Source organism: Pseudomonas sp. GL_090, from assembly GCF_057837765.1.
Map to the genome: position 1 here is coordinate 4,706,447 of NZ_CM174452.1, position 26,898 is coordinate 4,733,344.

The 26,898-nt window shown below is 54.0% G+C and carries 22 protein-coding genes and 3 pseudogenes; 9 read left to right on the forward strand and 16 right to left on the reverse strand.

What is annotated here, in order from left to right; genetic code table 11:
- Positions 1 to 9: 9 nt before the first annotated feature.
- The 11 genes and pseudogenes from AC3ITA_RS21085 to AC3ITA_RS21135 form a co-directional block, all read right to left on the reverse strand.
- Complete coding sequence (locus AC3ITA_RS21085; protein WP_095944004.1) at positions 10 to 1,014, reverse strand: substrate-binding domain-containing protein; 1,005 nt, start codon at positions 1,012 to 1,014, stop codon at positions 10 to 12.
- A gap of 127 nt (positions 1,015 to 1,141) precedes the next feature.
- On the reverse strand, positions 1,142 to 1,960 hold the full coding sequence (locus tag AC3ITA_RS21090; protein WP_095944005.1) for an SDR family oxidoreductase: 819 nt from the start codon (positions 1,958 to 1,960) through the stop codon (positions 1,142 to 1,144).
- A 273-nt stretch (positions 1,961 to 2,233) separates the two neighbouring features.
- Positions 2,234 to 3,109: an SMP-30/gluconolactonase/LRE family protein gene (locus AC3ITA_RS21095; RefSeq protein WP_489278328.1), complete on the reverse strand. Its 876-nt coding sequence runs from the start codon at positions 3,107 to 3,109 to the stop codon at positions 2,234 to 2,236.
- 45 nt (positions 3,110 to 3,154) lie between these two features.
- A complete protein-coding gene (locus AC3ITA_RS21100) occupies positions 3,155 to 3,871 on the reverse strand; it encodes a FadR/GntR family transcriptional regulator (protein WP_046037461.1) in 717 nt (238 codons plus the stop codon).
- Between the two features lie 189 nt (positions 3,872 to 4,060).
- Positions 4,061 to 4,621 carry a DUF1285 domain-containing protein gene (locus tag AC3ITA_RS21105; protein ID WP_489278329.1) on the reverse strand — a complete coding sequence of 187 codons (561 nt, stop codon included), beginning with the start codon at positions 4,619 to 4,621 and terminating at the stop codon, positions 4,061 to 4,063.
- Between the two features lie 16 nt (positions 4,622 to 4,637).
- Positions 4,638 to 5,246 (reverse strand): DUF4823 domain-containing protein, encoded by a 609-nt coding sequence (locus tag AC3ITA_RS21110; protein WP_095944007.1) that lies wholly within the window; start codon positions 5,244 to 5,246, stop codon positions 4,638 to 4,640.
- Positions 5,247 to 5,410: 164 nt separating this feature from the next.
- Positions 5,411 to 6,379, reverse strand: a complete 969-nt coding sequence (locus tag AC3ITA_RS21115) for a GTP 3',8-cyclase MoaA (RefSeq protein ID WP_414929038.1) — start codon at positions 6,377 to 6,379, stop codon at positions 5,411 to 5,413.
- A gap of 137 nt (positions 6,380 to 6,516) precedes the next feature.
- Positions 6,517 to 7,155, reverse strand: a complete 639-nt coding sequence (locus tag AC3ITA_RS21120) for a TetR/AcrR family transcriptional regulator (protein ID WP_008050425.1) — start codon at positions 7,153 to 7,155, stop codon at positions 6,517 to 6,519.
- Positions 7,156 to 7,542: 387 nt separating this feature from the next.
- Complete coding sequence (locus tag AC3ITA_RS21125; RefSeq protein ID WP_095944009.1) at positions 7,543 to 8,331, reverse strand: TatD family hydrolase; 789 nt, start codon at positions 8,329 to 8,331, stop codon at positions 7,543 to 7,545.
- Between the two features lie 72 nt (positions 8,332 to 8,403).
- Complete coding sequence (locus AC3ITA_RS21130) at positions 8,404 to 9,390, reverse strand: DNA polymerase III subunit delta' (protein ID WP_150672637.1); 987 nt, start codon at positions 9,388 to 9,390, stop codon at positions 8,404 to 8,406.
- Positions 9,383 to 9,721: pseudogene (locus tag AC3ITA_RS21135) on the reverse strand (dTMP kinase); the annotation flags it as partial. The gene AC3ITA_RS21130 and the pseudogene AC3ITA_RS21135, both read right to left, overlap by 8 nt.
- 116 nt (positions 9,722 to 9,837) lie before the next feature.
- Here AC3ITA_RS21135 and AC3ITA_RS21140 point away from each other — a divergent pair.
- The 8 genes from AC3ITA_RS21140 to AC3ITA_RS21175 all read left to right on the forward strand — a co-directional run bounded on the left by AC3ITA_RS21140 (position 9,838) and on the right by AC3ITA_RS21175 (position 20,566).
- Positions 9,838 to 10,671, forward strand: a complete 834-nt coding sequence (locus AC3ITA_RS21140) for a deoxynucleotide monophosphate kinase family protein (protein WP_223434643.1) — start codon at positions 9,838 to 9,840, stop codon at positions 10,669 to 10,671.
- Entirely contained in the window at positions 10,672 to 12,897 is a 2,226-nt protein-coding gene (locus AC3ITA_RS21145) for a hypothetical protein (RefSeq protein WP_223434644.1), read from the forward strand.
- Positions 12,890 to 15,082: a tyrosine-type recombinase/integrase gene (locus AC3ITA_RS21150; RefSeq protein ID WP_223434645.1), complete on the forward strand. Its 2,193-nt coding sequence runs from the start codon at positions 12,890 to 12,892 to the stop codon at positions 15,080 to 15,082. The genes AC3ITA_RS21145 and AC3ITA_RS21150 overlap by 8 nt, the downstream gene beginning before the upstream one ends.
- Complete coding sequence (locus tag AC3ITA_RS21155; protein ID WP_223434646.1) at positions 15,075 to 16,118, forward strand: hypothetical protein; 1,044 nt, start codon at positions 15,075 to 15,077, stop codon at positions 16,116 to 16,118. The genes AC3ITA_RS21150 and AC3ITA_RS21155 overlap by 8 nt, the downstream gene beginning before the upstream one ends.
- 32 nt (positions 16,119 to 16,150) lie before the next feature.
- Positions 16,151 to 17,497 (forward strand): site-specific integrase, encoded by a 1,347-nt coding sequence (locus AC3ITA_RS21160; RefSeq protein WP_489278330.1) that lies wholly within the window; start codon positions 16,151 to 16,153, stop codon positions 17,495 to 17,497.
- A 244-nt stretch (positions 17,498 to 17,741) separates the two neighbouring features.
- Positions 17,742 to 18,026, forward strand: a complete 285-nt coding sequence (locus AC3ITA_RS21165) for a hypothetical protein (protein ID WP_093216022.1) — start codon at positions 17,742 to 17,744, stop codon at positions 18,024 to 18,026.
- A gap of 450 nt (positions 18,027 to 18,476) precedes the next feature.
- Positions 18,477 to 20,036 (forward strand): hypothetical protein, encoded by a 1,560-nt coding sequence (locus tag AC3ITA_RS21170; protein ID WP_223434648.1) that lies wholly within the window; start codon positions 18,477 to 18,479, stop codon positions 20,034 to 20,036.
- A 146-nt stretch (positions 20,037 to 20,182) separates the two neighbouring features.
- Positions 20,183 to 20,566, forward strand: coding sequence for a hypothetical protein (locus AC3ITA_RS21175; protein ID WP_223434649.1), 384 nt, complete (start codon positions 20,183 to 20,185; stop codon positions 20,564 to 20,566).
- Positions 20,567 to 21,080: 514 nt separating this feature from the next.
- Here AC3ITA_RS21175 and AC3ITA_RS21180 read toward each other — a convergent pair.
- The 4 genes and pseudogenes from AC3ITA_RS21180 to AC3ITA_RS21195 form a co-directional block, all read right to left on the reverse strand.
- Positions 21,081 to 21,830, reverse strand: a complete 750-nt coding sequence (locus tag AC3ITA_RS21180) for a hypothetical protein (RefSeq protein WP_223434650.1) — start codon at positions 21,828 to 21,830, stop codon at positions 21,081 to 21,083.
- An 86-nt stretch (positions 21,831 to 21,916) separates the two neighbouring features.
- Entirely contained in the window at positions 21,917 to 22,360 is a 444-nt protein-coding gene (locus AC3ITA_RS21185) for a hypothetical protein (protein WP_223434651.1), read from the reverse strand.
- A gap of 361 nt (positions 22,361 to 22,721) precedes the next feature.
- Positions 22,722 to 22,925: pseudogene (locus AC3ITA_RS21190) on the reverse strand (ABC transporter permease); the annotation flags it as partial.
- 53 nt (positions 22,926 to 22,978) lie between these two features.
- A pseudogene (locus AC3ITA_RS21195) lies at positions 22,979 to 23,044 on the reverse strand (hypothetical protein); the annotation flags it as partial.
- 268 nt (positions 23,045 to 23,312) lie between these two features.
- On the opposite strand from AC3ITA_RS21195, the gene AC3ITA_RS21200 reads away from it, so the two are divergent.
- The gene (locus tag AC3ITA_RS21200; RefSeq protein ID WP_093216014.1) at positions 23,313 to 23,504 is read left to right on the forward strand and encodes an MbcA/ParS/Xre antitoxin family protein; all 192 of its coding nucleotides are present in this window, start codon (positions 23,313 to 23,315) and stop codon (positions 23,502 to 23,504) included.
- A gap of 662 nt (positions 23,505 to 24,166) precedes the next feature.
- Here AC3ITA_RS21200 and AC3ITA_RS21205 read toward each other — a convergent pair.
- Entirely contained in the window at positions 24,167 to 26,410 is a 2,244-nt protein-coding gene (locus AC3ITA_RS21205; RefSeq protein WP_489278331.1) for a methyl-accepting chemotaxis protein, read from the reverse strand.
- Positions 26,411 to 26,898: the final 488 nt, after the last annotated feature.

A 26,898-nucleotide genomic window follows, 5' to 3' on the forward strand; every position in this document is an offset into this window, starting at 1 on the left:
AAACGGCCGTCAGTTCCACAGGCCGATCTTTTCCAGCTCTTGCTTGAAGTTGTCGCGGGTGATCAGCGTCACGTCGTCCATGGCGGTGTACTTCGCCGGTTCTTTGCCGGTGGTGACCCACTCGTACATCATGCTGGCGGTGTTGTAGCCCTCGATGTGCGGGCTCGGCAGCATCGAACCGTAGAAGCCGCTGTCGGGTTTCTTCAGCTCGCCAATGGCGTCGGTACCGTTGATGCCGATGCCGATCACGTTGGCCGCCGCGAAACCGGCGCTCTCGGTGGCGCGCACACCGCCAAGCACGGTGTTGTCGTTCATGCCGCCAATGATCAGGTTCTTCGCCGCCCCCGGCAGTTTCACCAGGGCCGAGTTGGTGGCATCCATGCTGCCCGGCACGTCGAGGGTCTTGAGGGCCGCGAACAGGATATGGTCTTTCGGCATGCCGGCATCTTCCAGCGCTTTGACTGAGCCATCGGTGCGCTTCTTACCGGTGTCGAGTTCGTTGTAGGTGTTGATCACCGCGTAGGTGTCTTTCCAGTCCCAACCGCGTTTCTTCGCTTCGGTCGCCATGGCATTGCCTTGTTTCTGGCCGACTTCGAATGCAGCCATGCCAAGGTACGGTACGTCTTCCATGAACTTGCCGCTGGCATCGACGAAGCGGTCATCGACAGCAATCACTTTCAACCCGTTGAGTTTGGCCTTGGCCATGATCGCCGGTCCCAGGGAGACGTCCGGCGGGCAGATCACGAACCCCTTGGCGCCGTTGGCCGCGAGGCTGTCGATGGCAGAAAGGGTTTTCTCACCATCAGGCACGGCAATCTTGATCAGGGTGAAGCCCTTCTCTTTCCCGGCCTTTTCGGCAAAGGCCCACTCGGTCTGAAACCAGGGCTCTTCAGCCTGCTTGACCAGGAAACCGATCTTCACTTCCTCGGCTGCCAGCAGCGTGTTGCTCAGGCTGAACGCCGAGACCGCCAACGCGGCACAGCACAGGGAACGAATAGCATGACGACGATTCATAAGCTGACTCCTTGTTATTTTTCTTGAGCGTTCGTTGAAGCCATGACGCGGTGAAACATACTGCCAATAGTCATATCATATGATGATTGTATTTCAGACGTAGCAACACGCCTGAAAGCCCGATCACTCAGTCGTGGTACATCACCGAGCGCCCGCCATCGATAGTGATGCACGAGGCATTGATGAACGGCGCTTCATCACTGGCCAGGAACACGGCGGTCATCGCCACTTCGATCGGCTGCCCGATGCGACGCGGCGGGTGCAGGTCAAACGCGCGCTGCCGTTCGGCGTGGGGGTCGGCGAAACCGTTCCAGTAATCGATGTTGATCTGGGTTTCGATGTAGCCCGGCGCGATGGCATTGACGCGGATTCCCTTGGACGCATATTCGATGCCCAGGGCACGGGTCAGACCGAGCAAGCCATGCTTGGCCACCGGGTATGGAAAGCAGCCGGGAATGATGTGGGAGGAATGGGTGGAGGCAATGTTGATGATGCTGCCGATGCCCTGCTCGATCATCTGCGGCAGCACCGCCTTGCAACCGTACCAGGCGCCATCGAGGTCGATGGCAAAGCAGCGACGCCAGTCTTCCTCGGTCATTTCCAGCGGATCGCGGAATACGTTGACCCCGGCGCAGTTGACCAGCACATCGATCCGGCCGTGTAGGTCGATCGCCAGCCGGGCCATGGCGTGCAGATCCTGTTGACGCGACACGTCGGCCTTGATCGCCACCACATCGGCGCCCTGGTCCCGCCAGTGCGCCGCGACCTTCTCGACTTTCTCGGCCTGAATGTCGCTGATGATCAGCCTGGCCTGCTGGGACGCGAAGGTCGCCACAATCGCTTCACCAATCCCCTGGGCGGCACCGGTCAGCAATACGACCTTGTTTTTCAGGCGTTCGCCCTTGGGCGGTTCGGGCACCGGTGGCAATGACAGTGGTTCAGCCATGGATCAAGACTCCTGTTCGAAGACACGACGAAAACCGGGCATCTGTCGATGTCCGGTCAAAAGGCGCTGGGTAGGAAACAAGTGAGTGCGAAAACGTTTCAGCTCGGAAACGCTCTGAGGCACTGGCTCCGCAAGGGAGCACGGGGGAACTTCGCTGCATCACTTCACCTGTTTTGTTTTTTTAAGTGTGAGTGCATGTAACTCGTGAGGCCGACTATAAACCCGGCTCGCGACAAATCTCAATATATATATTTACATCCCATATTTTGGGATTTACCCAGCAAAACGCGTGCAATGCTTTCCAGGCACATCCACTGCAATCGACAACACAGCACCATCCAATGGATGGCCCAGCGGACTTGCCGCGCTGGTGATGTACAGGGTTTTCAGGTCTGCACCGCCAAACACACAGCTGGTGGGACGACTGACCGGCAGCTCGATGATCCGATCGACTTTGCCGTCCGGGCTCAACCTGAGCAGGCAGCTGCCGTCCCAACGGGCATTCCAGATAAAACCTTCGGTATCCATCGCCGAGCCGTCCGGGCCGCCACGCCCGTGCGGACCAAACCAGACCTGTGGCGCATCGAGGGCTCCGTCGGTACGGATGAAATGTCGATACAAGGTGCCGTCGAGGCTGTCGCCGAAGTACACCGTGGTGGCGTCATCGCTCCACAGCAGCGTGTTGGGAATGCCCAGGTTACGCAGCAACGGCGCAACCCGCCCGGCGCGATCGATGCGAAACAGCCCACCGGAACGACGGACGAGGGGCAGGTCTTCGCCCTGTTCTCCGATGTTGTTTTGCATGGTGCCGAGCCAAAGCCGGCCCTGGGTGTCGCAGCGGGCTTCGTTGGGGCGGTTGCCCGGTTGCGGATCGGCCACGCAGAACAACGTCAGGCGCGGTTCCAGGCCGGGTGAATCAAGATCGAGGCGATACACGCCGCTGCTCAATGTCACCAGGGCATCGCCGCTTTCGCATGGAATGAACGCCGATACGTGCTCCGGCATCTGCCAGATCTGCACGTTGGCGCCGATCAATCGCAGCGCCTGTTTACCGGCGATATCCACCCAGTACAGGGCTTGGGTGGGCGCATCCCAGAACGGGCCTTCGCCCAGTTGAGCCCGATGTTCGGTCACCGCAGTCCACGCCATGAAACCTCCTGCATTGTTCTTGTTTTTATATGGGGATTTTCGTTGTCAGCTGGCCTTTTTATCGGCCATGACTTGCGGGTAGTAGCGCTTGATCGCCAGGTCCGCGTTATCGATCAGAGTCATGCAGGCCCAGACACCCCGGGCGGTATCACGGGCCGCGATCGCCTCAGCCAGGTCCCGGTGAATCGGCAGGGTGCGACGCAGTTCATCCGGGTCGGCGGCGGACACTTCAAAGGCCACCGCCAGCAAAGCGCCGAGGGCGGGAACCATTTGTTCGATGAATTGGTTGTGGCTGGCGGCGAGGATGCATTCGTGGAAGAGCTGGTCGGCGCGGTTGTAATCGATGCCGCTGTCCACCGCCCGTTCCAGCGCGTTACAGGCCAACAGGATCGCGTTCACCTGTTCGCCGGTTGCGCGCTCGCAGGCCCAGCGCACGGCCATCGGCTCGATGGTGCGGCGCAGGTCGAGCAGATCGTCGACGAAGTTTTCCGGCAAGCCGCTGCGCGACAACCAGCCGACGACTTGTGGATCGAAGAGATTCCAGCGCCGTACCGGCAACACCCGCGTGCCGACTTTCGGCCCGACCTCGAGCATGCCTTTGGCCACCAGGGTCTTGATGGCTTCACGGATGACCGTGCGGCTCACGCCGAGTTGTTCGCCGAGGTCGGCTTCGACCTTGAGTGACTCACCCGGCTTGACCTGCCCCGTGGCGAGCCAACAGCCCAGCCAGTCAACCGTCGATGCATGAAAGCTGCTGGACATGGACACCTCAAAGCCGTTCGCAATGGAGGCCCACGCTAATCATCATACGATTGGATGTCAATCTGGTTCTTTCGAGAATTTCCGAAACCACTGTAGGAGCGAGCCTGCTCGCGATTGCGGTTCAGGCACAGATGTCGTCGACTGACACTCCGTCATCGCGAGCAGGCTCGCTCCTACAGGGTTTATGCGTCAGGGTTCGAGACCGATGGGGAAGAACTCGCCGCCACTCCATACACCGAGCCAGCGCTGGCCGTCGATCTCGCGACTCACCGCCAGCTCCACCAACTGATAGAACACGTTGCGATGGATCAAGGCTTCAAGATTGCTGCGCACATGCACGTAAGGGGCCGGCTCTTGCGTTACCGGGTCGATGACCACACGCATGGGATGATCGGCGCCGACCTCGGTGGTTTCATCGACGTTGGTGGTAAAGCGCAACACCTGCGCCTCGCCCTCGCCTTCCACATCGACGGCAATCGCCACGAACGGCGCATCGTCGACCTTGATGCCGACCTTTTCCACCGGAGTGATCAGGAAATAATCATCGCCATCGCGGCGGATGATGGTGGAGAACAGTTTGACCATCGGCTTGCGCCCGATCGGCGTGCCCAGGTAATACCAGGTACCGTCCCGGGCGATGCGCATATCGATGTCGCCGCAGAAATCGGGATTCCACAGGTGCACCGGCGGCAAGCCTTTGGTCTTGGGGATTTGCCCCAGCAGGTCGTTGGCTTTTTGCGGGCCACTCATGGCGTTCTCCTCCGGATTACTGGTCGCTGAGCCCCAGCAGGCTGCGCGCATATTGTTGCAGCGGCGGGCCCATCAGGTCTTCGGGTTTTTTATCGTGGAACGTCAGTAAACCGCCACGACTCTTGATGGTTGCAGTATCAATCAAATACTGGGTGCTGGTCTCGATCAACATGATCTGAATCATACCGCTGTCGATGCCGAGACGATCCAGGGCTTCCTGGTCCAGCCACTCGTCCGAGTTGCCGATACGGTCGTCAGACTTGGCAAACCGAGTGTAGAGCAGGTAGTGCGCACCAGCGGCACGGGCTTCGCCCATGGCCTGGTCGAGGCCTTCCGGCGTACGGGCACGGCGGACCATCGGGAAGTATTCGATGAAGCCATCGAACGCGACTTCGGCAATCACGTTGGGCCGTGGGTAAACGGCGCTGCCCGGCGGCATGAAAGCGCCTTGGGCGATGTAGACGAACGAGTCCGGCTGAATGCGCAGGTTGTTTACGCGACGGCTCTCACTGTGGTCGAGCAACCCCGCATCGCTCATATGGTAACGAGTCCCTTCGGCCATATCGCTGACGTTCATGCAGCCACCAATTGCCAATACGGCCAGCAGCAAAACCAGGCTACGCATCCTATCCTCCAGAGGCCGGTGTCGGAAAACCGGCGAATGGCCGTAGGATGCAGCTTTTGCGCCAGCTCCCGCTCACCAACACTCAGATCGCATCGCGAGCAGGCTCGCTCCCACAGAGGGTTGCATTTCAATGTGGGAGCGAGCCTGCTCGCGATGAGGAATGATCAGCCACCGATGATTTTCATCACGGTCGCGCCACCAGAGAACGCCACTTCCTGCTTGTCACCCAGGGCTTTCACCAGAAGGCGTTGCAAGGCCGGCAGCGCTTGATGGCGCGGCTTGTCCAGCAGGTCGCCGATGTAATGGCGATTGCTCGACGACAGGCAGCCATGCAGCCATCCGGTGGAAGACAAACGAAGTCGCGAGCAGGTCCGGCAGAACGGCACACTTTCATTGGCGATCACGCCGAAATAGCCGTGCCCCGGAATTTCATAGCGCACCGCCGTCGCATCGACAGGTGCATCGGCTTGCAGATATTCGTAGCGCTCGCCGATCAGGCTCAGCAATTGCTGAAGGCTGACGAACTGCTGCAGAAAGGCATTGGAGTCGTTTGCCAGGTGGCCCATGCGCATCAGCTCGATGAAGCGCAGTTCATATCCACGTTCCAGGCAGTAATCGAGCAGCGGCATCACTTGATCGAGGTTCTGTCCGCGCAGCGGCACCATGTTGACCTTGATCTTCATGCCGGCCGCACTGGCCTCGCTCATGCCGTCGAGCACGGTGGCCAGGTCGCCACCCCGGGCAATGCCGCGGAACGCACTGGCGTCGAGGGTATCGAGGGAAACGTTGAGGCGCCGAATGCCGGCGTTCACCAGAAGTGGCAGTTTCTTCGCCAGCAACTGACCATTGGTGGTCAGGCTGATGTCTTCCAGGCCCATCCGCCCGACCGCCGTCATGAACGCTTCGAGTTTCGGGCTGACCAGCGGCTCGCCGCCGGTAATGCGCAGACGCTCGATACCCGCCGCTTCAATCAGGTAAGCCACGCCACGCGCCATGGCTTCGGCCGACAATTCATCCTGCGCAGCCACCAGCCGCTTGCCGTTGGGCACGCAGTAGGTACAAGCGTAATTGCAGGCTGAGGTCAGACTGATTCGCAAGTTGCGAAAACGCCTGCCTTGACGGTCAACGATCATGGTCACTCCGGCGGAAGAATATCGGGCCGCTAAAACTTGACTCAGAAATCAAGTTTTAGCAAGTCCTCTACCTGAGTATATTCCTGCGGTACTGCGCCAAGTAGCAAAATCATGGCGCAATAAGGCAACTGAATGGCTCAGCTGCCGGAAGTGTCGGTGTCGCGTTTGCGCTTGTTGCCCATGCGCACGCCGATGTCCATCAGGAACTGGAAGAAACCTTCCTGGTCTTCCAGCACATTGCTCCAGAACGGCGAGTGATACAGCGCGACGGCACCGTGCACCAGGGCCCAGGATGCGCAGTAGTGGAAGTAAGGTGGCACGTCTTCCAGCTTGCCTTCGCTGATCCGGCCCTTGATCAGCAGTGTCAGGCGTTCGAAGTTCGAGGCACGGATCTTGTGCAGTTCCTCGATCATCTCCGGCACCTGGTTGCCCTTGACCACTTTTTCTTCAAGGCGGTCGAACAGGCGGTAGCGCTGTGGATCGCGCATGCGGAATTCGAAGTAGGCCCGGGACAGGGCTTCCTTGTCCTTGTCGACATCGGCCGAATGCAACAGCTCGTTCAAATCGCGCTCGTAGTCGAGCATCAGGCGCAAATAGATTTCCGCCTTGGATTTGAAGTGCTTGTAGATCGTGCCTTTACCGATACCGACGGCATCAGCAATCATCTCGACGGTGACACTGTCTTCACCTTGTTCGAGGAACAGCTTGAGCGCGGTATCGAGAATTTCCTGCTCGCGGCGACGGAATTCACGGACCTTACGAGGTTCTTTATGCATAAGAAAAGGTCTGCAGGGGTCAAAATTCGAAGCCGCGTATTATGCCTAACTTACGCAAAAATGCACGGATCATCCGACCATATCTGCGCTTTCTGGTCATTCCGCGTACGTTTACAGGGTGATGAGAACTCTTCCGAAGCGCACGTATTCCAAATTTGTTTAAAAACCCGGGCCGCTAAACTGGACGAGGCGCAATCCTGATCAATACTTGAACTGTCGGCGGGGCATCTCCCCCAAGTGTCACGCCGATATTGGTACCAACGGACCGCGTGCCATTGTTTTACTCCTAATGGTCTTAACCCGGATTCACCCCCCAGAACCCGGGTTTTTTTTGCCTGCGATTTAACCTTGTGGGAACGAGCCTGCTCGCGAAAGCGGCTTCGAACCCTAAACTGATTTCACATGCGCCAGCGGGAACAGGCGCTTGAAATTCGCCGTGGTTTGCTCGGCAAACCGCTCGTAGGGCTCACCACGCAACATTGCCAGAAATTCCGCAACTTCACGCACGTACTGCGGCAGGTTTGGCTTGCCGCGATAGGGAATCGGTGCCAGGTACGGCGAGTCGGTTTCCACCAGCAACCGGTCGGCCGGCACCTTGCTGGCCACATCGCGCAACGCATCGGCATTGCGAAAAGTGACAATCCCGGACAGGGAAATGTAATAGCCCATGTCCAGCGCAGCCTTCGCCATCTCCCAGTCTTCGGTAAAGCAATGCAATACGCCCGCCTGGGGCAACGCCGCCTCACGCAGCAAGCCCAAGGTATCGGCGCGGGCGCCGCGGGTATGGATGATCACCGGTTTGCCGGTCTGTTGCGCTGCCTGCAGGTGCAGGCGGAACGACTCCTGCTGCAACTCTGCCGCTTCCGGCTCGTAGTGATAGTCCAGACCTGTTTCGCCAATGGCCACCACACGCGGGTGATTGAGTTCGTGCAACAGCCAGTCCAGCGCCGGCGCGGCACCTGGCTGCACATCCAGAGGGTGCACGCCCACCGAGCAGTCGACGTCGTCATAACGTTCGGCCAGGGCTTTGACGTCGGCCGCGTTGTCCGCGCTGACACCGATACACAGAAAGTGCCCTACCCCACGTTGCCGGGCCGCATCCAGGGCAGCATCCAGGGAGCCGTCGTGAGCGGTCAGGTCGAGGCGATCAAGGTGACAATGGGAATCTACGAGCATAAAGGGCTGCAACTTGTATCGAATGGGTGGGACGGTCGGATGTACCAATACTCAGAGTTTAGGTGCAGACGGTCATCGTTGGGCAGGCAACGACGCCCATTGCACCAGCAATGCCTCCAGCAGCAAGGCCGGGTTGAGGTTGGCCTTGCTCAGGACTTTCTGTCGCTGGGCGAGGATCCAGTCCTGGATATCGAGGACTTTGCCCTGGGCGCTTTTCTGCGCAAGGTATTGCACGACCTTGCGCATGTCGGTCAGGCCAAGGCCGGCTTCGTCCTGGGTCAACTGGTAGCGCAGGATCAGGCTCGACCAATCGCAGAACCAGTCGAACAGGCGCAACATCGGAATGTTTTTCCATTCCTCGGCCAGTTGCGTTGGCGACTGCTGTTGCTTGAGGAGTTTTTTCACCCCTTCCACCACTTGCGCGCGCTGTTCACGTACGCCCTGGCCCTGGAGGTTGACCGCCGCCAGCGGCGAACCGGCGGCCAGGGTCAGCAGTTCGACGCGTTCGTCTTCGGAGCACTCCGGCAACGCCTGGGCCAGCCACTTCAAGCTCATGGCCTCGCCCGGCAGTGGACAGGCCTGCTGCACGCAGCGACTCTTGATGGTTGGCAACAAGCGGCTCGGCTGATGGCTGACCAGCAATAGAACGGTATCGCCGGACGGCTCTTCAAGACTTTTGAGCAGGGCATTGGCGGCGTTGATGTTCATCGACTCGACCGGCTCGATCAGCACCACTTTACGCCCGCCCAACTGCGCGGTCTGCACCACGAAACCGACCAGGTCGCGCACCTGGTCGACCTTGATCGCCTTGTCGGCTTCTTCCGGCTCCAGGATGTAGTTGTCGGGGTGGCTGCCAGCCTTGAGCAGCAGGCATGATTTGCATTCGCCACAGGCCTCCAGCGCGTTCGGGCGCTGGCACAGCAAGCTGGCCATCAAGCGTTCGGCCAGTGCCCGCTTGCCGATCCCGGCCGGCCCATGCAGCAGGTAGGCGTGCGCATGCTGGGCGCGACCGGCCAGTTGCTGCCAGAGGGTTTCCTGCCATGGATAGACCTCAGCCACGGCTCAACTCCAGCAGGCGCGGCAGCAAGACATCCAGAGACTGCTGAACTTTTGCCAACGGTTGGGCAGCATCGACCAGCACATAACGCGCCGGATCCGCCTTGGCCCGCTTGAGGAAGGCACTGCGCACGGCATCGAAAAAGGTCCGGCCTTCGAGCTCGAAGCGATCCAGACGACCGCGAGCGCTGGCGCGGGCCAGGCCGACTTCGACAGGCAGATCGAAAATCAGCGTCAGGTCCGGGCGCAGATCGCCCTGAACGAAGGTTTCCAGGGTCGCGATGCGCTCCAGCGACAAGCCGCGACCGCCACCCTGATAGGCGTATGTCGAATCTTGTTTTCCGTTTGTTGTGAATGTAAACGTCAAAGGGATACAATCCTTTTTACAGAACGTAAACGCGCTTAAAAGCCCCGAGGTAGAGGGCTTGAGCAAAAAATCAGGAGTCCACCGTGAGAACAATCATTGGCCTCGCAGCCCTAGCCAGATCAGGAAAAGACACCGTAGCATCAATGCTTCTGACCTACCCGGGGGTAGCCGCCTTTGCTTTAGCCGACCCTCTCAAGGTTGGTTGCCAAGCCCTTTTCGGTTTGACCGATGAGGAGGCTTGGCAGGACGACATGAAAGAGAAGGCCATTGAACTATGGGGCCGCTCGCCAAGAGAGTTCTTTCAAACGGTTGGAACTGAATGGTTGCGCAATCATAACCCAGACCACTGGCTGATGAGAGCAGACCGAGAAATCAACCCACCAGCGGGGGTGAAGGACGCCTCCTTCCCAGCCAACCTTACCTCCCCGGATGCCCCTTTCGCCTTAGCCGCCCAAGCCTTTTTCGACTTCACTGACGACCAAGTCTGGAACCCCACCAGCTTAGCTATAAAAGATGAGTACTGGGGACTGGCCCCAAGCGAAGCCATTGAGCTTTTGAAACACCACGCCTACACCCTCTTCCCTGATTACGATCAGAGACGAGCCGCTCGCCCAGTGATGCTGCTCAAGCACAGGGGGCAACTTACGCAAGACGCTCGAACAATCATTATCAAAGACATCCGCTTTGAGAATGAGGCGTCGTTCCTGCGCGCTCATCAAGGTTCAATCTGGCATATCACGCGCCCCGATCTTCAGAAGGTGAATGCGCATTCCTCAGAGTTAGGTATCGACCAGGCTACCGACGATGTTCGGCTGCTGAACAGCGGCACCCTTGATGACCTGAGGGCACTGGTGGAAAGTGCCTGGGAGGCACATAAAGCAAAGCAATCAAATCAAACATACAAAGGCGGTGTTTAAATGACTGCCTTTGACCATAGCATTACCGAAGTTGAATCGATTAACGGAATGCGTATCGATTGCCGTTACTTGATGAGCCCGAACTACATTCCGGCCACCAATGTTTGCAGGTCGTTGCATTGGTTGTTCCTGCTTTATGCTCCCGATCGCACTCATCCGAATGGATACTTACTCCGATCCGGAATTGAGCATTTTCTTGATTACATGGCGATGCACAACCTCGCCAATCCTGAGCCTTTGCAAATAAAAAAGTACACCGACATCAACGCGGAAGTATTTAGTGGCTTCGTTAATTATATACGTGACAAAAATATCCCGGTCGCGTGCGCCGAGAAATTGAAAGCAGCCATGACGGTGGTTCCCAAGGATACCGGGAAACTTCCACTCATTGCGCTCCCGATCGTGGCGATGGATAGAAAAAACGGAACACCGCCGCTGAATTCTGACGGGTTTGAATCTTTTGAGCTGGCCATCACCACGCACATTATCGCGGTGTTTAAAAAGCTCATGTTTCGCGCACAAGTAGAAAAAGCCGAACCCTACGATGCCGCAACGGTTATGGAGGAAGTACGTCCAACGCCAACCAAGGAATGGCTGTTCAAATGGCAAAAGAATGAGTTCAAAAAGAAGAAAAGAGCTAAAAAGGAAAGCTATCACAGTCGTTTCAGAAAATGCCTTGATCCGGAAATCAAGGCGCTGACTGATGACGCAGAGGGTATCAGCAAATTCATCGAAATCTACCATCGCGACAACCCCAACGCTGGAGCCCCCCAAAAAACACAAGAAGATCAAGAAGCGCAACAAGAACAAAAAGAACAGGAAGAAGCCTCAGTAGAAGGCAAGGGTTTTGCTAACTGGAAGGTCGATTACGCTCGGATCGTAAAGACGTTCATCGTCCATGATTTCCCGTTCAAGTTCAGCTCAGACGAGCTTTACAACAAATATCGCCAGGCCACAGTGACCACTGTCCCCGAAGATTGCGACGACATCATCGCGATTTTGTTGCACCGACTGACGTGGGCAAATAGAAGCACCAATGGAGCGCAACTCCTCAAGTTCGACGAAGTGCTAGGGCTTTATTACCCGATCATCACGGACATGACAGCAGTCCTTATGTTCATGATGTTTCAGTCTGGATGGAACAAAGAAACCGCTTTGGCGCTCGACCAAGACAATTTCGAGCACCTGCTAACGGGGACTATCGAGGAAGCGATCAAAGTCGTCTTTTCGGAAAAGCATCGTTCCCAGGGCGCAGGTAAACCCTTCGATGCCCCAAAACGGATCAACATGCCTACCCGCAATGATGATCCGTTCAGCTTCTATAACCTCATCCAACTGGCCATCGAGCTCTCAAGCCCACTCGCCGATTACCCATTCGACGTCATTTCTGTTCTTGCGCCGGAAGAGAGAATGAATCCGATGTTTCTATTCATCCGGCCGTGGGGTGAATGGGTCAAGGGTGGACGTCACACTTCAATTGCACACCCCAAGACCTTCCCGGTGGGTGTTCAACAGTTCCTCAAACAGTACGAGGTCATCGATGACGGCAAGCGACTGACCTCGGCAATCGAACTTACGCGACGCTTCAGACCTACCTGGCTTCTCTACAAGAAAAAGCACCATCCAATCACCTTGCTCTCCATGACGATGGGGCATAAAGACCGAGAGACCACTGACATCTTCTATGACAGTTCAAGCGCCGCTCACTATGAGCGTTTGAAACGGTTGCGCTCGGAACTGGAAGAAGTGGTCAAACTGCTACGCACACGGCAGTTTAAAGGACTCTTGGGCAAACAGGCTCAGGCAGAGGCTTCGGCGAACCTCAAGATCTTTCACATCCCGGGTAAACCGCGAGCGCTGTGGGGGTGTGCCAACCAAACGAAACCCGACTGGGTGGGCTCGGACATCATCGTAAGCACGGGCCGCAAATGTTTTGCCATCAAAGAATGCATTTTTTGCAGCCAATTTCGTGTGTTTGAAGACTCACTCCCATTCCTGATGGAGCGCGCGTCACACCTGGAAGAGTTGTTGGGCGATGCCGAGGAATCGGGCTTCAGCTCACGGCTGAGCAAAGAGCTGGAGGTTCTTCAGTTCATTCTGGATGAGTGGGGAGATGAGAACGAGATTACGACCGCAGCACGATACCGCCGCCGGGAGTCGCCACTCTTGCCACGAGACCTGAACATCCTGGAAATCATTTTCGAGAGTGAGGAATACAATGTCTAACGTTAATACAACCTCAGCTTTCGAAACCATTGAAACGGCTGAAAACCTCTCCGATATTGATCCTCTGAACGGATTTGCACCGTCCACCCATGATACTGACGACTTCATCGGTGATGAGGTTGACCAGGAAGAGGACAAGAACACGTCCCAGAAAGAAGACACTGATGATGGAGAGGAAAGTGAATCCGAGGCAGAGCACCTGCTCCAGGAAATGGAAGCCGACTACTCAGAGTCCGAGCTTGAGGAGTTGGAAGCTTTGCAGGAGGAATTCAAGTCCCCCGTTGCCACGCCTTCAGTGACCTTGGGGAGCAAATTGGTAGTCACAGGCGGCAAATTTCCTGTCGCCAAAGGCTCGAACTATAGAGACGCCATCTGGTATTTCCCACATGGCAAACATAGCTTTCCAAACAATGTGCGTTTTGATCGCAAGGTACCCGGATCGAATGAGCTGAAACGCGCACTCATCTATCACGTGATCCCAGAATTCTCGCCCTTCAGCTACATCCGTTCGTACTCGACGACAAAATCATGGGGCAACGAATACAAGATCCTGGAACAGTACATTTTTTCGGCCAACAGGCTGACCGCCGAGCCTCATCATCTTCGAATGATCTCTTTGCCATTGATCCTCCGGGCATTTGAGGCCGCCAAAGAAAGTGAGGCCAAACACCATTATTTTGCGCTGTTCAAGCTGATCAGGCTCTGGATCAACCTCTCGGAGCACCAACTGATCCCTGAAGAGCTTCGATTGGATATCGCTCTTGAAAAAATCGACATCCCGGAGCGGCGTCAGGAGGTAGTGAAATCGCGCTTCCAGGGCACCTTGGATAGCTGGGTCTCCTATTCCGAAGAGGACCTTGAGATTCTGATCGACTACTCAATGTTTTGGGTTGAGGGGGTCATGCCAGAACTGAAGAAGCTCAAGGACTACCTGGTAGAAAGCAAATTCATTCATCTGGCAGACAAGCTCGTCACTCGTCGAGAGCGATTTGAAGAGCTAGAGCAACTCATGACCATCACAGTCAAAGAAAAGACCGTGATGCGCCCCAGCATTCGCAAATTTGCCAAGGAAGGTGTCGATTACTACTCGTACACCTGGATCGAAGGTTACGCCGATGTGCTCGATGGCATTCGTAACGCGATTTTCATTCTGCTGGCGTTGGTGACAGGGGCCAGGAAATCGGAGCTCGCGGTGATGAGCTTCGCGGATTTTGAAATTGATGGCAATGGTGATTACTGGCTCAAAATTACCCGCTGGAAAACGGCTGCCAGTCCAACGCACGGTGAAGATGACAGACTGCCGATCCCCAAATTTATCGGCGACTTGGTCATGCAATACCAGGACCTGCGAAGTATTGAGCCGTTTGTCAAACAAGGCTTTTTGTTCCAGGCGCAGAAATCCAACAAGACCGTGAAGAAAGCGACCCCTGCGCTGATCAATTACATCATCATTCAACTGAAAAACGAACTGCCTATTGATCGCTTGCATTGCCATCGCTTTCGCAAAACCATCGCAGAAATCCTGATCAATCGGGATGAACGGAACATCGATATCATCCGCGCGCTCTTTGGGCATAAGAGCTACGCGATGACCATGCGCTACATCGCGCGCAATCCGTTGATGGTTCGCAGTGTTGCAATTGCCATTGAGCAAAACTACACCAGGGAATTTCATGAAATCGTCGCGGGAATCCGATTCGGCGCTCATTCGGGTGACGCAGCCAAGCGTATCTATCAGCAAATCCTGAAGCGTCCCGATGAATTCAGCGGCAAGCAGCTCAAGGTGTCGCTGATGGCCTATATCAGCCATCTGCTTTCCGCCGGCGAGCCCATTTTCATCCGCCGAACTGCAGTCGGTACCTACTGCTTGACTGGGGAGCATTTCACCCGCGAAACCCTGCCCCCTTGTTTGCATGGTAAGCATGTGGAAGGTGAGTTGATCATGCCCGATCCCTCTAATTGCCAGATGGATTGCAAAAAAATCGTTGTCTTGGCCTCTGCCAAACAAGCGCTGAGCGACAACGTTACGTTTTATACAACCGTTCTGGAAAACTCGACCGGCAAGTTGAGTTCTACGGCGGAACGCGAACTGCAGCGCAGGATTCAGGCAACACAAATTCACCTAAATAACCTTAACGCTGCTGGCCACTCCAGTCCTCAGTTGATCGAGGCGCGCAATGTCTGAGCAGCAGACCACTCAAACTGGCGTACATCCAGACACGCTTGAACAAGGCAGCGGCGCCCAGCGCCGCAAGCTCTTGATCGAGATCATTGTGGAACATCACCTTTCCGGAAACCGTTCAAAGCTTAAGCTCAAGGATGTGGCAGACCGGGCTGGCATCAGCCGCCAGGCACTTGACCGTTACTACGGCGATCTAAAACCGTACATCGCCGGCAAGCGTGATGTCGCCGATCTGGTCAACGGTAACGAACTCCGGTCACAAGTGCAGACCAAGACAGCCGTCAACGAGGTTGAGGCCAAGTATACCGAGCAAATTGAACGTCTTAAGGCTGAACACGAGAAGACGCTTCAGAAGGAATTGGACAGGCACATCACCTCGCTCATGAACAGCGATATTGTGCTATTGGAAAGTGACCAAATACGCATCTCGCTCGAGAGACAGACACTTCACAATGCCGACTTGCTGAGCCAGATTCAAAGGTTGGAACTCAAGTTAGCCTTGGGTGTGGACGCCAACTCGTCGTTTGCAAAAGAAACCGAGTCATCGAAGAACACTAAGCTTGTATTCGACTTGGATATTGAAGCGCTTTGCATTGACTATCAACGCGGGAAAAACTTCGACACGTTCGAGGATCAGAAAAATGTCGAGCTAAGAAAAATTCGCGACAAGTTGAGTAAATATGCAAACACATCAGGCGTCCGTGTTATTTTCTTCTCCGACCGGTACATCTCACGATTCAAATCATTTGCCGATCAGTACATAAGCCTACCAAAGGAAGTCAGCCTGATCGTCAGACTGCCGCTGTTCAGTCGCAGTGAGATTATTGCTTTTACAAGGCATATTCCAAACACATTCAAAACAAGCATTTACATTCCACACTTTTCCGGCTCGGAAAGTGAAAAAAAGCTACAAAGACTTGGAATCTACAAATCATTACTGCCACCCGAGGAGGTCAAAGGCGCGGACAACGCCGACCAGCCTGCCATCGCATGGGGATTTGATGAAGTTAACTTCTTTAAAATAAATCCTGGCAGTTAATTCAATCGGGCCTTGCACACGGATAATCCATAATGCTGACGATAAAATCAAAAGAGATCACTTACAACAGTGCTGAGGTATTGATGGATGTCTCGCATTGCATCCTCATTGCAGGGCAAGACGGAAAAAACATCTTGCTCTCGCACCCTAATATATTTTTGCATTCAGAAACGCGTGCCTCTATAAAAACGTCAAAGCGCTATGCCAGTATCATTTCCATGTTTTATCGCTTTTTATCCACTCAGGAAAAAATGAAGAACAAAGCACTGGGCCTGTATCACGTGTTGGCTGACAATAGAGACATCAAGCTTTGGCAAGTCCAGCGTCAAATTGATCGTGTAGAAGCACAATCACTCCGCCCTTCGTCAGAGACCATTTATGAGGATGCCAAAATTTTGCTGGTGTATTTCAAGTGGCTCAATGACCGTGGCTATCTGACCAACGTCCATATCACCTTGAAAACATGGCGTGCAAATTTTCGTAGTAGGCGCATGCTCAACTATGTGCAACTTATGGCCAGGAGCAAGATTGATGCGAGCAACATTCGTGTCTTGGACAAAAAAAATCGCCAAAAAAGATCTAACTTCCTAATCACTGATCCTGAAATAAAACTCCTACTTGAAAACTATTCCGACCCTGTCTATGCGGCCATGTTCAACTTGGCACTTGGCACTGCGATGCGCCCGATGGACTTGGTAAAGTTTCCTTATATCGGCAATAAAGACAACAAACATATCTCGCCCTATTCAGAAATGGACAAACATCGGATAACAACATCTTATACCGTGTATAAGAGCAAGGGAAACAAAGACCGTGAAATCACCATCCATATGGCAGATTTAAAGTCCCTTGAAGAAAATTACATTATCCCTTATTACACCACCAGAAAACTGCTCTACAAAGAACGGTATGGACATGCCTGCCCACCGGGCGTCTTGTTCCTGAACAAAAAGGGAGAGCCAATCGATGAAAACATGATTGCGTCCCGTACGAACTATACAAAAAACAAAATCATCAAAACTCATCCCGAGTTCCGGGCGCACTTGGCATTTTATCAGAGCCGTCATTGGTGGCCAACGCAACACATCATTGCGACTTTTGGTGACAGGCTACTGACGGAATCGCTGGATGCCTTGTATCTTGCGACCGCGCAAGTCCTTACTGCGCAGATGGGTCACGACGATGTCCAGACCACCTATAAATATTACGTCGATATGGCACGCCTCATCATGCTGCTTCACAAGGGGCGCTCATTTGACCTCGTCACATCACCTGCTCAAACGGTCAGAGATTTTATGAACGGTCTAAAAATGCCCGAAGATGTTTTAGCCAACGAGGAAATTGAATCAATCGACGAAGAGGAGCAGATGGCAGGTTAGGAATCGCAGCGCCCTTGGCTTTCGCAAATCTAGCGCAAGGGTTCGGGGCGGGGATTGCGTGCGCCAAGTCAACAGAGCTTGGCTTGAGGATTCTCAAACGGTGCTTCGCGCAAGCGTTCCCTGCATCAGTCGCATTTTTTCCATCAAAATTAATGAATAGCGAGTGTATGCACACAAAGTGGACTCTCGTTTCGCCTTCGCTTAATCTCGGTCACGCCACCCTCGATTCAACAAGGAGCAATCAATGGCTGTCTTTATGGTGACCTGGAACATCAACAAAGAGCGCGGTAATTACGCTCAAGCTCGACAGGCCTTCATTCAGCATTTGGATCGCTATCCAAACGTAAGCGATCCGGGCCTTGAAACGGTTCGATGGGTTAGCAGCACCGCTACGGCGAACCAGATATCTGACGACCTTCGCGCCAGACTGGATGCCAATGACCGCATTTTCGTCACTAAGTTGAACAACGGGGAGCATCAGGGCTGGCTTAGCAAGATTGTCTGGGAATGGATCAATGCACGCCTTTGACACTGCCCGCGCCCCTCGTATCGCTGGCATTTCAAAGGACGATCCAGGAGCGGGCTGTCTCCTCGGGCATCGGTCAACGCCGAACGCTAAAGCTGCGGGCTACGCTTAGACCCTATCCATTCCCGACATACTGCTCTCCCGCCGCTTCCCGCGGAACAACCTAGTGATTAGCACCGCACCAGCGGATCACCCTCCCTCGCTTCCATCACTACTGAAATCGATCTCTCAAACACATCACATCATTTCAAAAAGCGGATAGTCCATAGCTGGTGCCCAGCATTCTTGGCTGAACATCCAGTATTCTTAAGAGGGGGATTATGCGTCGCAACTTCACTCTCAAGCGTTGTCTTCGTAAGCAAGGAACTCACGTAAGCAAGCTAAGTCACGCGCCGCCGCGAGAGGTGATGAGCTTCCGCCAATCAGTGAACAGATCAGAAGTTAGAGGAATGTATGGGCGATATCGGAGCAGGTGGTGAGCACTTTTTCATGGCTTTTTGCTCCGTCGATGGAGTGACCGCAAACAAAAGCAATGCTGACAAACACGGATGGGACGTTTTCGTCGAGGTCGAACAGGAAACGAGCGAGCTTACACAGCTAACGCTCCATGAGCCCATCATTGCAGGTAAAGTCCAAGTAAAGTCCACCCGCACCACTTCATTGAAAGTCGATGTCACCCTGTCCAACCTGAGAAAAATGGCCACCAGCCCACTTCCCTCCTTCTATGTCCTGATGGATTTTTCTCAGGGGCTGTACTCCCCAAGGGCATTCATACGTCACGTAGATGAATCTCTGATTCGTGAAATTTTGGAGAGGGTGAACACTCATATCATCGCGGGTAAAGCAGAAAAACTGCACAAGCTCACCCTACGCATTGATTTCGGGCTAGGCCGCGAAATGAGGCTCAGTGAACCCAGCACATTCAAGTCAGAAGTCCTTCGTGCGGTCGGACGCTCATCAGCTGAATACACTGACAAGAAGCTGACCTTTTTGAAAACTGTTGGCTTTGAGGATGGCGGTCACGTGATGCATTTCCAGCTTGAGGGCATGGAAAATCTAACCGCATTAGTGAACGCTAGCCTAGGAATGGGCGGATCTGTTCAATTGCAGAATTTGCAGTTTTCCACACGAAGGTTTGGCCAGGTAGACCCTGGTAGTGGTCGAGAATTATCTACAGGGGTAATGGAGATTACACCGGCTGCGCCAACTGCTCGTGGCACGCTGACCTTCCGAGACCTCTCTACCGGCGCGAGCGCGCAAGTGAACGCTTCCGCCTACGCCAGCCCAATGCATGCTTGGCTTCCCGAGCATCTGAAAATCTTGAGATTCGACTGCGGTCCCTTCGACTGGCTAATGAATGAGAACGGCTCAAGCGCTCAGTTCACCTCGACGATTGATCCGGACTTGCCCGCAAATCTGGATGAGCTTTCTAATTTCTTCCAGATTGTTTGCTTGCTGCATTCGCCCAAAAACCTCTCTATAGACATGGATTTCCAAGGCAAACAAAGCTCCGTCACCGTCAAAAACGGCATAGGCTTACCCAGCTATTTGCCAGCACTAGAAACCGCCGATTTGCTGCTCAAAATTAAAAGCTATTTCGGGGATCGGGGACTGTTGATGGTGTCTGTGACAGAGCTGATGCGCAGTCATCGAGAGATCAGGGGACTCTGGGCTTTCTTGAGCAGCGCGGCTGGGGCACATCTTAATTTCAGATTCGACGAGGCTCATGAGCCGTTCAAAGCCGCCTGCTTGACGCCACTTGCCGTAACGGTTGGCGGGAAATGCTATTTAGCTCTCCTTTCAATGTTCGGAGACATGAGTCGGTTGGACAACGGTCGATACACCGTTGCGACAACCGGTTTTGATGTCCTCTATAAAACTGTGTTACGCGAAGAAGAGGTAAATGGGGAGAAAATTCTTCGTCAATTTGAGCGGATCATTGCAAACTATAAGCATTCCCTTCCTGTTGTGAACCTAGTGACCGCGATGCTGGATCACAGCCTGACGCGTTGACCCTGATGGGATTCATCGGAATTTCGTCATTCCCTCTATACGACCGGAAGAGTCCAAAAAAACAGGCCTTGATTTGGCTTGCAGGATAATGGCTAACGTCCAAGATGAGCGGGTGGCACCATTAATCGAGCTCTTCTGGAGAAAACATGTCGCTAAACACGCTAAATCCTTGGGAATACCCTGCTTTGGCATCTGAACGGGCAATGGGACTGCTTTGGCTACTGCTAGCTGCAATGACAATTGTCGCCGGTCTCACTGCGTCAGATGTGTTTTATGGCACGACAGACCACGAAGGTCCGATAAGTCTCGGCTTCAAGCTGTGGGTCATCGCAATATCTTTTAAGGTGCTGGGAACGTTAGCCCCCCTTACGCGGATCACTCAGCGCTGGCATCTACGTCGGCTACGTCAGGAATCTAAGCGCAAAGGACTAACACTGCGTGTAAAACCGACCTACCGTGCAGCATTGGTTGCAGGGGGAGTTCTCATGGCTGCTTCCCAGGCGATTACTTTGTTTTTGGAACACTCATGACCCATTGATGATCTCAGCGAGGTTTGCTCAGGTGCAAGACCGATAAACTGCTTGAGGTGCGCACCTCCTCTGAAGGATTCGCCGCCCCGCACGGTTGGCAGGATGAGACATGATACCGCCAACGGTTTCTCAGCAAATCGTCGCTATTGCGTGTCCATAGGAGTCAATGCCCGTGATTTGCCTGGATGATTGTGTAGCAGGGTGAAAGCCCAGATTGTCCACGCACCTCAATGGCCATGAGGCCCGAACATTTCCCATATATTGACATAGGGGTCGATTCCCCTTATCATAAAGGGACTAAATACATTAGTTTTCTCTACCTCTTACTAACACAGTAACCTTGCACCGTAGAGAAGACGATTGTCATGGACGGCCATCTGGAGAGTGCCAACCACTTCGTAAGTTGTGGAGAGAGCAACAATTCGGAGAAGCTGCCTGATTTGTGATTTAGAAAGAACAAATTTATATGGGGTATTAAACCGCAAGGATTTAATACTCCATATAAAACTAAACTTTAGAAGAAGTCATTGGAGAACATATTTAAATGTGTTCTCCCCTCTCCTCGCCTAACTTGATGATGACCTCCGTGGCAATCGAGAAATGCGCCTTCCACCCAAGTGTCATCTCCCTCCCCCATTGAAACGTTGTAGTGATGCTCCTCGCTGAGTTTGACACCAAATCTGAAGCTATTTAGAGCGGTGCACATCTCAACGTGTGGACTTGCTGTATCGACTTTAGAATGCACCTCATGACCTAGATCGAAGAACCGCTTCGAATCGTCGACACAATATTTATTCGGGTAGTTTGTCTGACGACGAGGTCGTACCAGCCGCTTGCGCATCAGCTGCATTTGAGCCTGGATGAAGTTAAGCATCTCATTCGCATCTTTGACATTAAACCCTTGGATCATGCCATTCACGAAATCAGCAAAAAGCTGAGAATGAAAGTTGTTAACCGGCAGCCGCCATACCCCCTGATCTGCTTGTACCGCGCTTTTTACTGATCGGAAAAATTTAACGGCCTTCACCACATCCCGTGCTACAACATTCTGGGGGCTAGCGATCTGACTTGGAGATAACTCAAAAACGCAAGTGAACGCCACAATTTTCATCTGCCGGCTGACCACCGCCTCCAGACCTTGTTCTAGTAAAAGAATGCATCCTTCAAGCCTCCCCCTATCATGAAGCAACTCGCCCATCACCAGCGCCCTAAGCTCATCCTCACGTTTGGCGATGACTTCGCATTTGATGCCATTCTTGGTCATGTACTCGTAGTCATTCACAACGTCGGGGTGCGAGGATATGAACTCCCGAAGCTCGGGTCTTCGAGAGACGTAGTAGACCCTGATGCTCATTTTTCGAACATCAATTGAGTCAGAATTTCCACAGGGATGATTACTTTCTTTATATCTTCCGATGGAAGCTTGGCTACCAATGCAAGGAAATCCCTTACCACCTTTTCATTCGAATCAACGACATCGGTCGGACGCTGAGCAGTAACCGCTTTAGGAGCAGGTGCTCCACGACTGAATTCAAACGTTTCATGCTTGGGAATAAGGCCCACCAATGCGAGTACGCTTGGGTTTGCGACGACTTTAAAGCCAACGCCATCGTCACGTGCTGCCTCGGCGAGAAAGCGTTTCAACGATACCTCGCCTACAATTTCCTTGTAGGAGACATGTTTCTCAGCGCGCCATAGCGTCGGTATGTTGCTGAGCAGCAATGGCCGTTGCTCCTCGCCCCACTGAACTGCCACTTTTTCCGAAACAAACTCAATAAACTCAGCTTTCGTCACCACAATCGACCCCACAGTCCTTTAGAAAACCCATACCGCAAATGCGCGGCGTTTTGTTTTGCAGTTACGATATGTAGATGGTCATGGACGACACACCTCAAGCAGACGCGCGCCACTACAATGCCATTGTCCTCCCATATTACCGAAACGCCGTTCAATCGCCTATTCTGCTATTTTCAAAGCGTGGCTGTCTGAACGATGCAGTGATGGATACGGCTGTCACTTTCCGACCAGAGAGCCAGTAATACCAAAACTTCCATCAGTATCGGCAGGCAGCAGGCAACGGGCGCCAGCCGGTTTTTGTTAACATGCGAGTACCTACGTAGTGGCAAGGCCTAAAACGCGCTCAATATTTTGAAGATCAGGCAAACGCCCACCAGCGATGCAGCCCGCGCGCAAACGAATCCAGCGCCCCCCCTCCTGCACGCCAATCAACAACACCATCGCCATCACAACGAATACGTCAACCGGTCCCGGGTACTCACAATGAAACACCCAACCCCGCATTGCCCCTGAGCATTTCGCACGGCACCAGGACGATCCACTAAATCCCGATGTACAGGCGCGCCTCGAGCACAGTGTTCAATAAGATCGGCAGATCGCAGCGAAGGTCAGCTAGAACTGGATCGGCTAGTCACCCACGCCCATCAGCATTACCACCCCCGGCATCCATGACAGCGGCGAGAATCGCGGTTTCCCTGGGACGGCTCAGCTTTTCCCCTAATGGTTGCTTTTTTATTATTTTCGTAGCGTATGATTGTGGGGAAAACAGCTTCAACCACAGAAGTTTCAGTAGATTGAACAACCAGACTTGGCTCGTGTTCGTTTCTTTGCTCTCGATGAACATTGAGCGAGGCATCAAAGCGTTTCGTAGCTACTGTTCCAACGCCCGACGCCTACCACAACTGTAGGCTAAACGGCACACACGCCAGCAAACCTGCGAGTGCAAACAATGGATTCTGTTGAGTCAATTCAGCGTCAAGCCGAGCGGGTCTTCGGCAACGAAAATAAGGCTAACGCCTGGTTAAATCAGCCGAAAGTCGCCTTCGGCGATAACACACCACTGCAAGCCATTCAAAATAGAGGGGGATACGAACTCGTAAAGGCGGAGCTTGAAAAAATCAGCCAAGGATATGTGTGTTAATGCGCTCACTTCCTTCTACGCTCATGATGGGTTTTGACAATCAATCCCCATTGCGAAGCCCTCCCTCGTCATGCCGAAGAATTTAAGCCAACGTCGGGTGACCCTCGTGTAAACGCACGTTTACGTGATGCATCACCTGACCCCAAAAAAGCACTCGCGTCACATCTCGAAGATTTGAGCATCTAAGCGAATCTATGGAGACTATCAACACTCTCACCTAATCCATAACTAAGCGAGAGGTGTTTGGCGATCACAGTTCCCCAAGAAGGTAAAATTTGGCAACTTGCCGCTGCGACATTGGGCGTTGAAAGCCTGACGCACTTGGTTGTAGATTTCTTGGGCAGCTATGTGAAATCCCGTCCAGTGGATATCCGCGTTTATCTACATCGCGAATGGGTAGGGGTTGATGCGATACAGGCACTCCTAGCCGCCCTACGCCTGGCCGCAAAACGATCCCAATTATTCGTGCCGTCGCATTGTCCAATGGTCTTCGTCACCATCTGTTGCGCGGTATCGTTCGCGCCCTGCCACCGAATCTATTAAGTGACGAATTGTTGGAGTGGAGGCTGCAGCTCGACGTCGGAGTATAAGTCTCAGATCATTTACAAAAAAAGAACTTGTTGCGGGCTACTTCCATAATTAGCCCGCCCTCATCTGCCTTCTCAAGCAGCCGCCACCCTTCCATTACTGTTGCTGCTCACCTCAAACTGCCCCACTAGTTTTTGCAGTTTATTGGCATTGAGCCTCACGGTCTCGGCACTGCCTTGCAACACCACCACCGTCTGACGCATTTCTGCGGAAGACTGGTCGACCTGTTTGATCGTCTTGCCGTAATCGAGGCTGCGTTTGTTGAGCTGCTGAATAATCGCAAACATACTTTCCACCGCTTGGTGCAATTGTACGTTTTCCGAGGAGGCATCTTCGGCCAGGCGCAGGCTGTTATCGACGTCCTTGACGCCTTCCTTCATGAAGCTGACGGCGGTTTGCGTTTCGTTCTGCAAGCCCTCGACCATCTGCCGAATATCGTCGGCAGCCCGAGAGGTGCGTGAGGCGAGACTGCGCACCTCATCGGCAACCACCGCAAAACCTCGCCCATGTTCACCCGCGCGCGCGGCCTCGATGGCGGCATTGAGTGCCAGCAGATTGGTCTGGTTGGTGATGTCGCTGATCAGGCCGGTAATGTTGCCGATCTGCGTCATACGGCTGTCGAGCAACTGCACGCTGGAAGAAGAGCGCTCGACCACATCCCGAATCGACTGGGTGCCTGCCTGCACAGCGAGAAACTGCTCACGGGCACGGGTGACGACTTCGTCCATTGCCTGCTTCATTTGCTCGGCGCTAGCAGAGGCTTGCTGGATTTCGCCCAATTGGTCCTCAACGATAATCATCATGTGATGCACCGCTTCGGCTACCTCAGCCGAAGTCACGCCAGCTTCCTGGCTGCGGCCCAGCATCATCTGGTTGGTCGCACCGACCGTGCGACTGGCCTTCACCACTTGCCCGACAACCGAGTCCAGATTATCAATGAAGCTGTTGATCCAGCGCCCCATGTCACCGGTCTCATCGTTGGCCATTCGTGTGGTGTCCAGACGTTGACGAAGGTTGCCCTCGCCCTCGGCGATGGTCCTGATCACCCCCGTCATCTCGCTCAACCTTGTCGCAAGCCGTTTAGGCCCCAACAGGCTGAACAGCACCGTGGCGCCGACCATGCCCAGAACCTCGACGGCGTCGATCATCCCCTGTGCCAGGCCGCTGTAATGCTGGACCGTGTAATTGCAGGCAAAGAGCCCTGTCATGGTTGCGAGATAAGGTTTCATCAAGCCATAGCTGAGTGAGCGTCGGCGGTAAACCTCCTCCAGATCGGCCTCACACATCATTCCCCAGCGATCAGGTGATCCTGGCAGCTGGAACGTAACCCCCTTGCCGACCACCGGAATGTGCCGATAGTCCGAATAACCGGGATAGGTCACGAACAGATTGGAACCCATGCGGATGGTTTCGCGCACACCTGGGTGCAACTCCTGGGTCGCCGGGTCAGTGAAGCGCAGTTCCAGCTCGGTGTGCCGTTGAATCTGCACAGTCTTATAGGGCGTGTGCACACCATTTTTCAGATTCTCGCCGTGGGTAAACGTACCGTCCTCGAAACGTGAACGTGACAATGCGGTGCCCGGTGCGATCGCCGGATCAAAGCGTGATTGCGCCATGAACAAATAGTTATCGCCCGATTCGGAATAGATGTGCCCGGCCTCGCGCTGGATAAGATCGCCCAACACATCGTTTGGCACGCGTCCGCAGAGGCAACCAAGGACTTTTCCATCCACCTTCAAAGGTTGATAGAACATCAACGTGACTTCATCGTGAAAGCGTGAGGTCGATGGACCGATTTGCAAGGTCAATGGATCGCGGTAAGGACCGTGAAGAAACGGCGCCTTCAACCCTTCGGCTAAGGCACGGGGTTTCTCAAGCTGATTTCTACCGCGTCCGCTCCAGGTGGAGGCGATGACGACGCCGTCGACGCCAACGACAAACAACTCGGAAAAATCTTCGGCCTGGCTGAGCTTTTCCATCAGCGAACCATTGTCGATATGAGCAAAATCCCGGCCGAGATTTTCCGCCAGTTCAGCGAGGTGTTCCCATTGCTCGCGCGTCCAGTTGTGTAGCAACTGCGCACGAGTTTGCGCAATGGCTTCAAAGGTTTGTTCGATCACCGGGTAAGCCGACTGGTTGAGGCGGCATGACCAACCCATCGCAATTTTTCCAGTCTTGCCGAACCAGGGTAACCAGTGCTTCTCGCTAGAACATAACTGCATGACCTTACTTGAAAGCGACATTTGCCTCTCCAACCGCGACATTCGGATGGCGAATTGACAGCAAATACCAAGCCAAGTCGTAAGCAGCCTAACCATTTGCACTGATCGAAGGAGATTCTACACTCGACAGCATTTTGTTTGGTTGAGTCCGTAAGACCGCGTGCTTCAACTCAGTGCGCCCAGCGCCACATGCTCTGAAAAAGCGCTGATTTCGGACTGGGTGACAGCTCGCTTGGGACTAGCTGTTTCGAGAGTCCGGTAAACTTGGAATTGCCGGGATGCCGCTATCGCCCTAAAAGCTGCCGCGATGTCGTTTAATCGTTTTCCGCCTGGGCCTATTCTGTCCACGCAAGGAGGTGGAAACAGCGTTGGCGTGCTCCCTTCGTTATCGATACGGGCCGTGATGCGAAACCAAATTGCACTCTATTGGACCACCCATTTGCGTTGCGTCCTGACTACTTGTTTGCATTCGCTCTGCCGAGTTGAGTCGACTTGATCGCGTCTACCGAGCGGACAATGGAGTCCAGGCGCGCCCGCCCCTCCGGCACTAAGATCTTACCAACGTGAGAATAGCGCTGATGATT

Bases quoted from the DNA above. Each gene is read 5' to 3' on its own strand.
- AC3ITA_RS21115 (WP_414929038.1), bottom strand. From the start codon at position 6,379: ATGATCGTTGACCGTCAAGGCAGGCGTTTTCGCAACTTGCGAATCAGT.
- AC3ITA_RS21095 (WP_489278328.1), bottom strand. From the start codon at position 3,109: ATGGCGTGGACTGCGGTGACCGAACATCGGGCTCAACTGGGCGAAGGC.
- AC3ITA_RS21155 (WP_223434646.1), top strand. From the start codon at position 15,075: ATGTCTGAGCAGCAGACCACTCAAACTGGCGTACATCCAGACACGCTT.
- AC3ITA_RS21170 (WP_223434648.1), top strand. From the start codon at position 18,477: ATGGGCGATATCGGAGCAGGTGGTGAGCACTTTTTCATGGCTTTTTGC.
- AC3ITA_RS21125 (WP_095944009.1), bottom strand. From the start codon at position 8,331: ATGCTCGTAGATTCCCATTGTCACCTTGATCGCCTCGACCTGACCGCT.
- AC3ITA_RS21150 (WP_223434645.1), top strand. From the start codon at position 12,890: ATGTCTAACGTTAATACAACCTCAGCTTTCGAAACCATTGAAACGGCT.
- AC3ITA_RS21165 (WP_093216022.1), top strand. From the start codon at position 17,742: ATGGCTGTCTTTATGGTGACCTGGAACATCAACAAAGAGCGCGGTAAT.
- AC3ITA_RS21175 (WP_223434649.1), top strand. From the start codon at position 20,183: ATGTCGCTAAACACGCTAAATCCTTGGGAATACCCTGCTTTGGCATCT.
- AC3ITA_RS21200 (WP_093216014.1), top strand. From the start codon at position 23,313: ATGGATTCTGTTGAGTCAATTCAGCGTCAAGCCGAGCGGGTCTTCGGC.
- AC3ITA_RS21120 (WP_008050425.1), bottom strand. From the start codon at position 7,155: ATGCATAAAGAACCTCGTAAGGTCCGTGAATTCCGTCGCCGCGAGCAG.
- AC3ITA_RS21205 (WP_489278331.1), bottom strand. From the start codon at position 26,410: ATGGTTAGGCTGCTTACGACTTGGCTTGGTATTTGCTGTCAATTCGCC.
- AC3ITA_RS21145 (WP_223434644.1), top strand. From the start codon at position 10,672: ATGACTGCCTTTGACCATAGCATTACCGAAGTTGAATCGATTAACGGA.
- AC3ITA_RS21110 (WP_095944007.1), bottom strand. From the start codon at position 5,246: ATGCGTAGCCTGGTTTTGCTGCTGGCCGTATTGGCAATTGGTGGCTGC.
- AC3ITA_RS21100 (WP_046037461.1), bottom strand. From the start codon at position 3,871: ATGTCCAGCAGCTTTCATGCATCGACGGTTGACTGGCTGGGCTGTTGG.
- AC3ITA_RS21180 (WP_223434650.1), bottom strand. From the start codon at position 21,830: ATGACCAAGAATGGCATCAAATGCGAAGTCATCGCCAAACGTGAGGAT.
- AC3ITA_RS21085 (WP_095944004.1), bottom strand. From the start codon at position 1,014: ATGAATCGTCGTCATGCTATTCGTTCCCTGTGCTGTGCCGCGTTGGCG.
- AC3ITA_RS21090 (WP_095944005.1), bottom strand. From the start codon at position 1,960: ATGGCTGAACCACTGTCATTGCCACCGGTGCCCGAACCGCCCAAGGGC.
- AC3ITA_RS21160 (WP_489278330.1), top strand. From the start codon at position 16,151: ATGCTGACGATAAAATCAAAAGAGATCACTTACAACAGTGCTGAGGTA.
- AC3ITA_RS21105 (WP_489278329.1), bottom strand. From the start codon at position 4,621: ATGAGTGGCCCGCAAAAAGCCAACGACCTGCTGGGGCAAATCCCCAAG.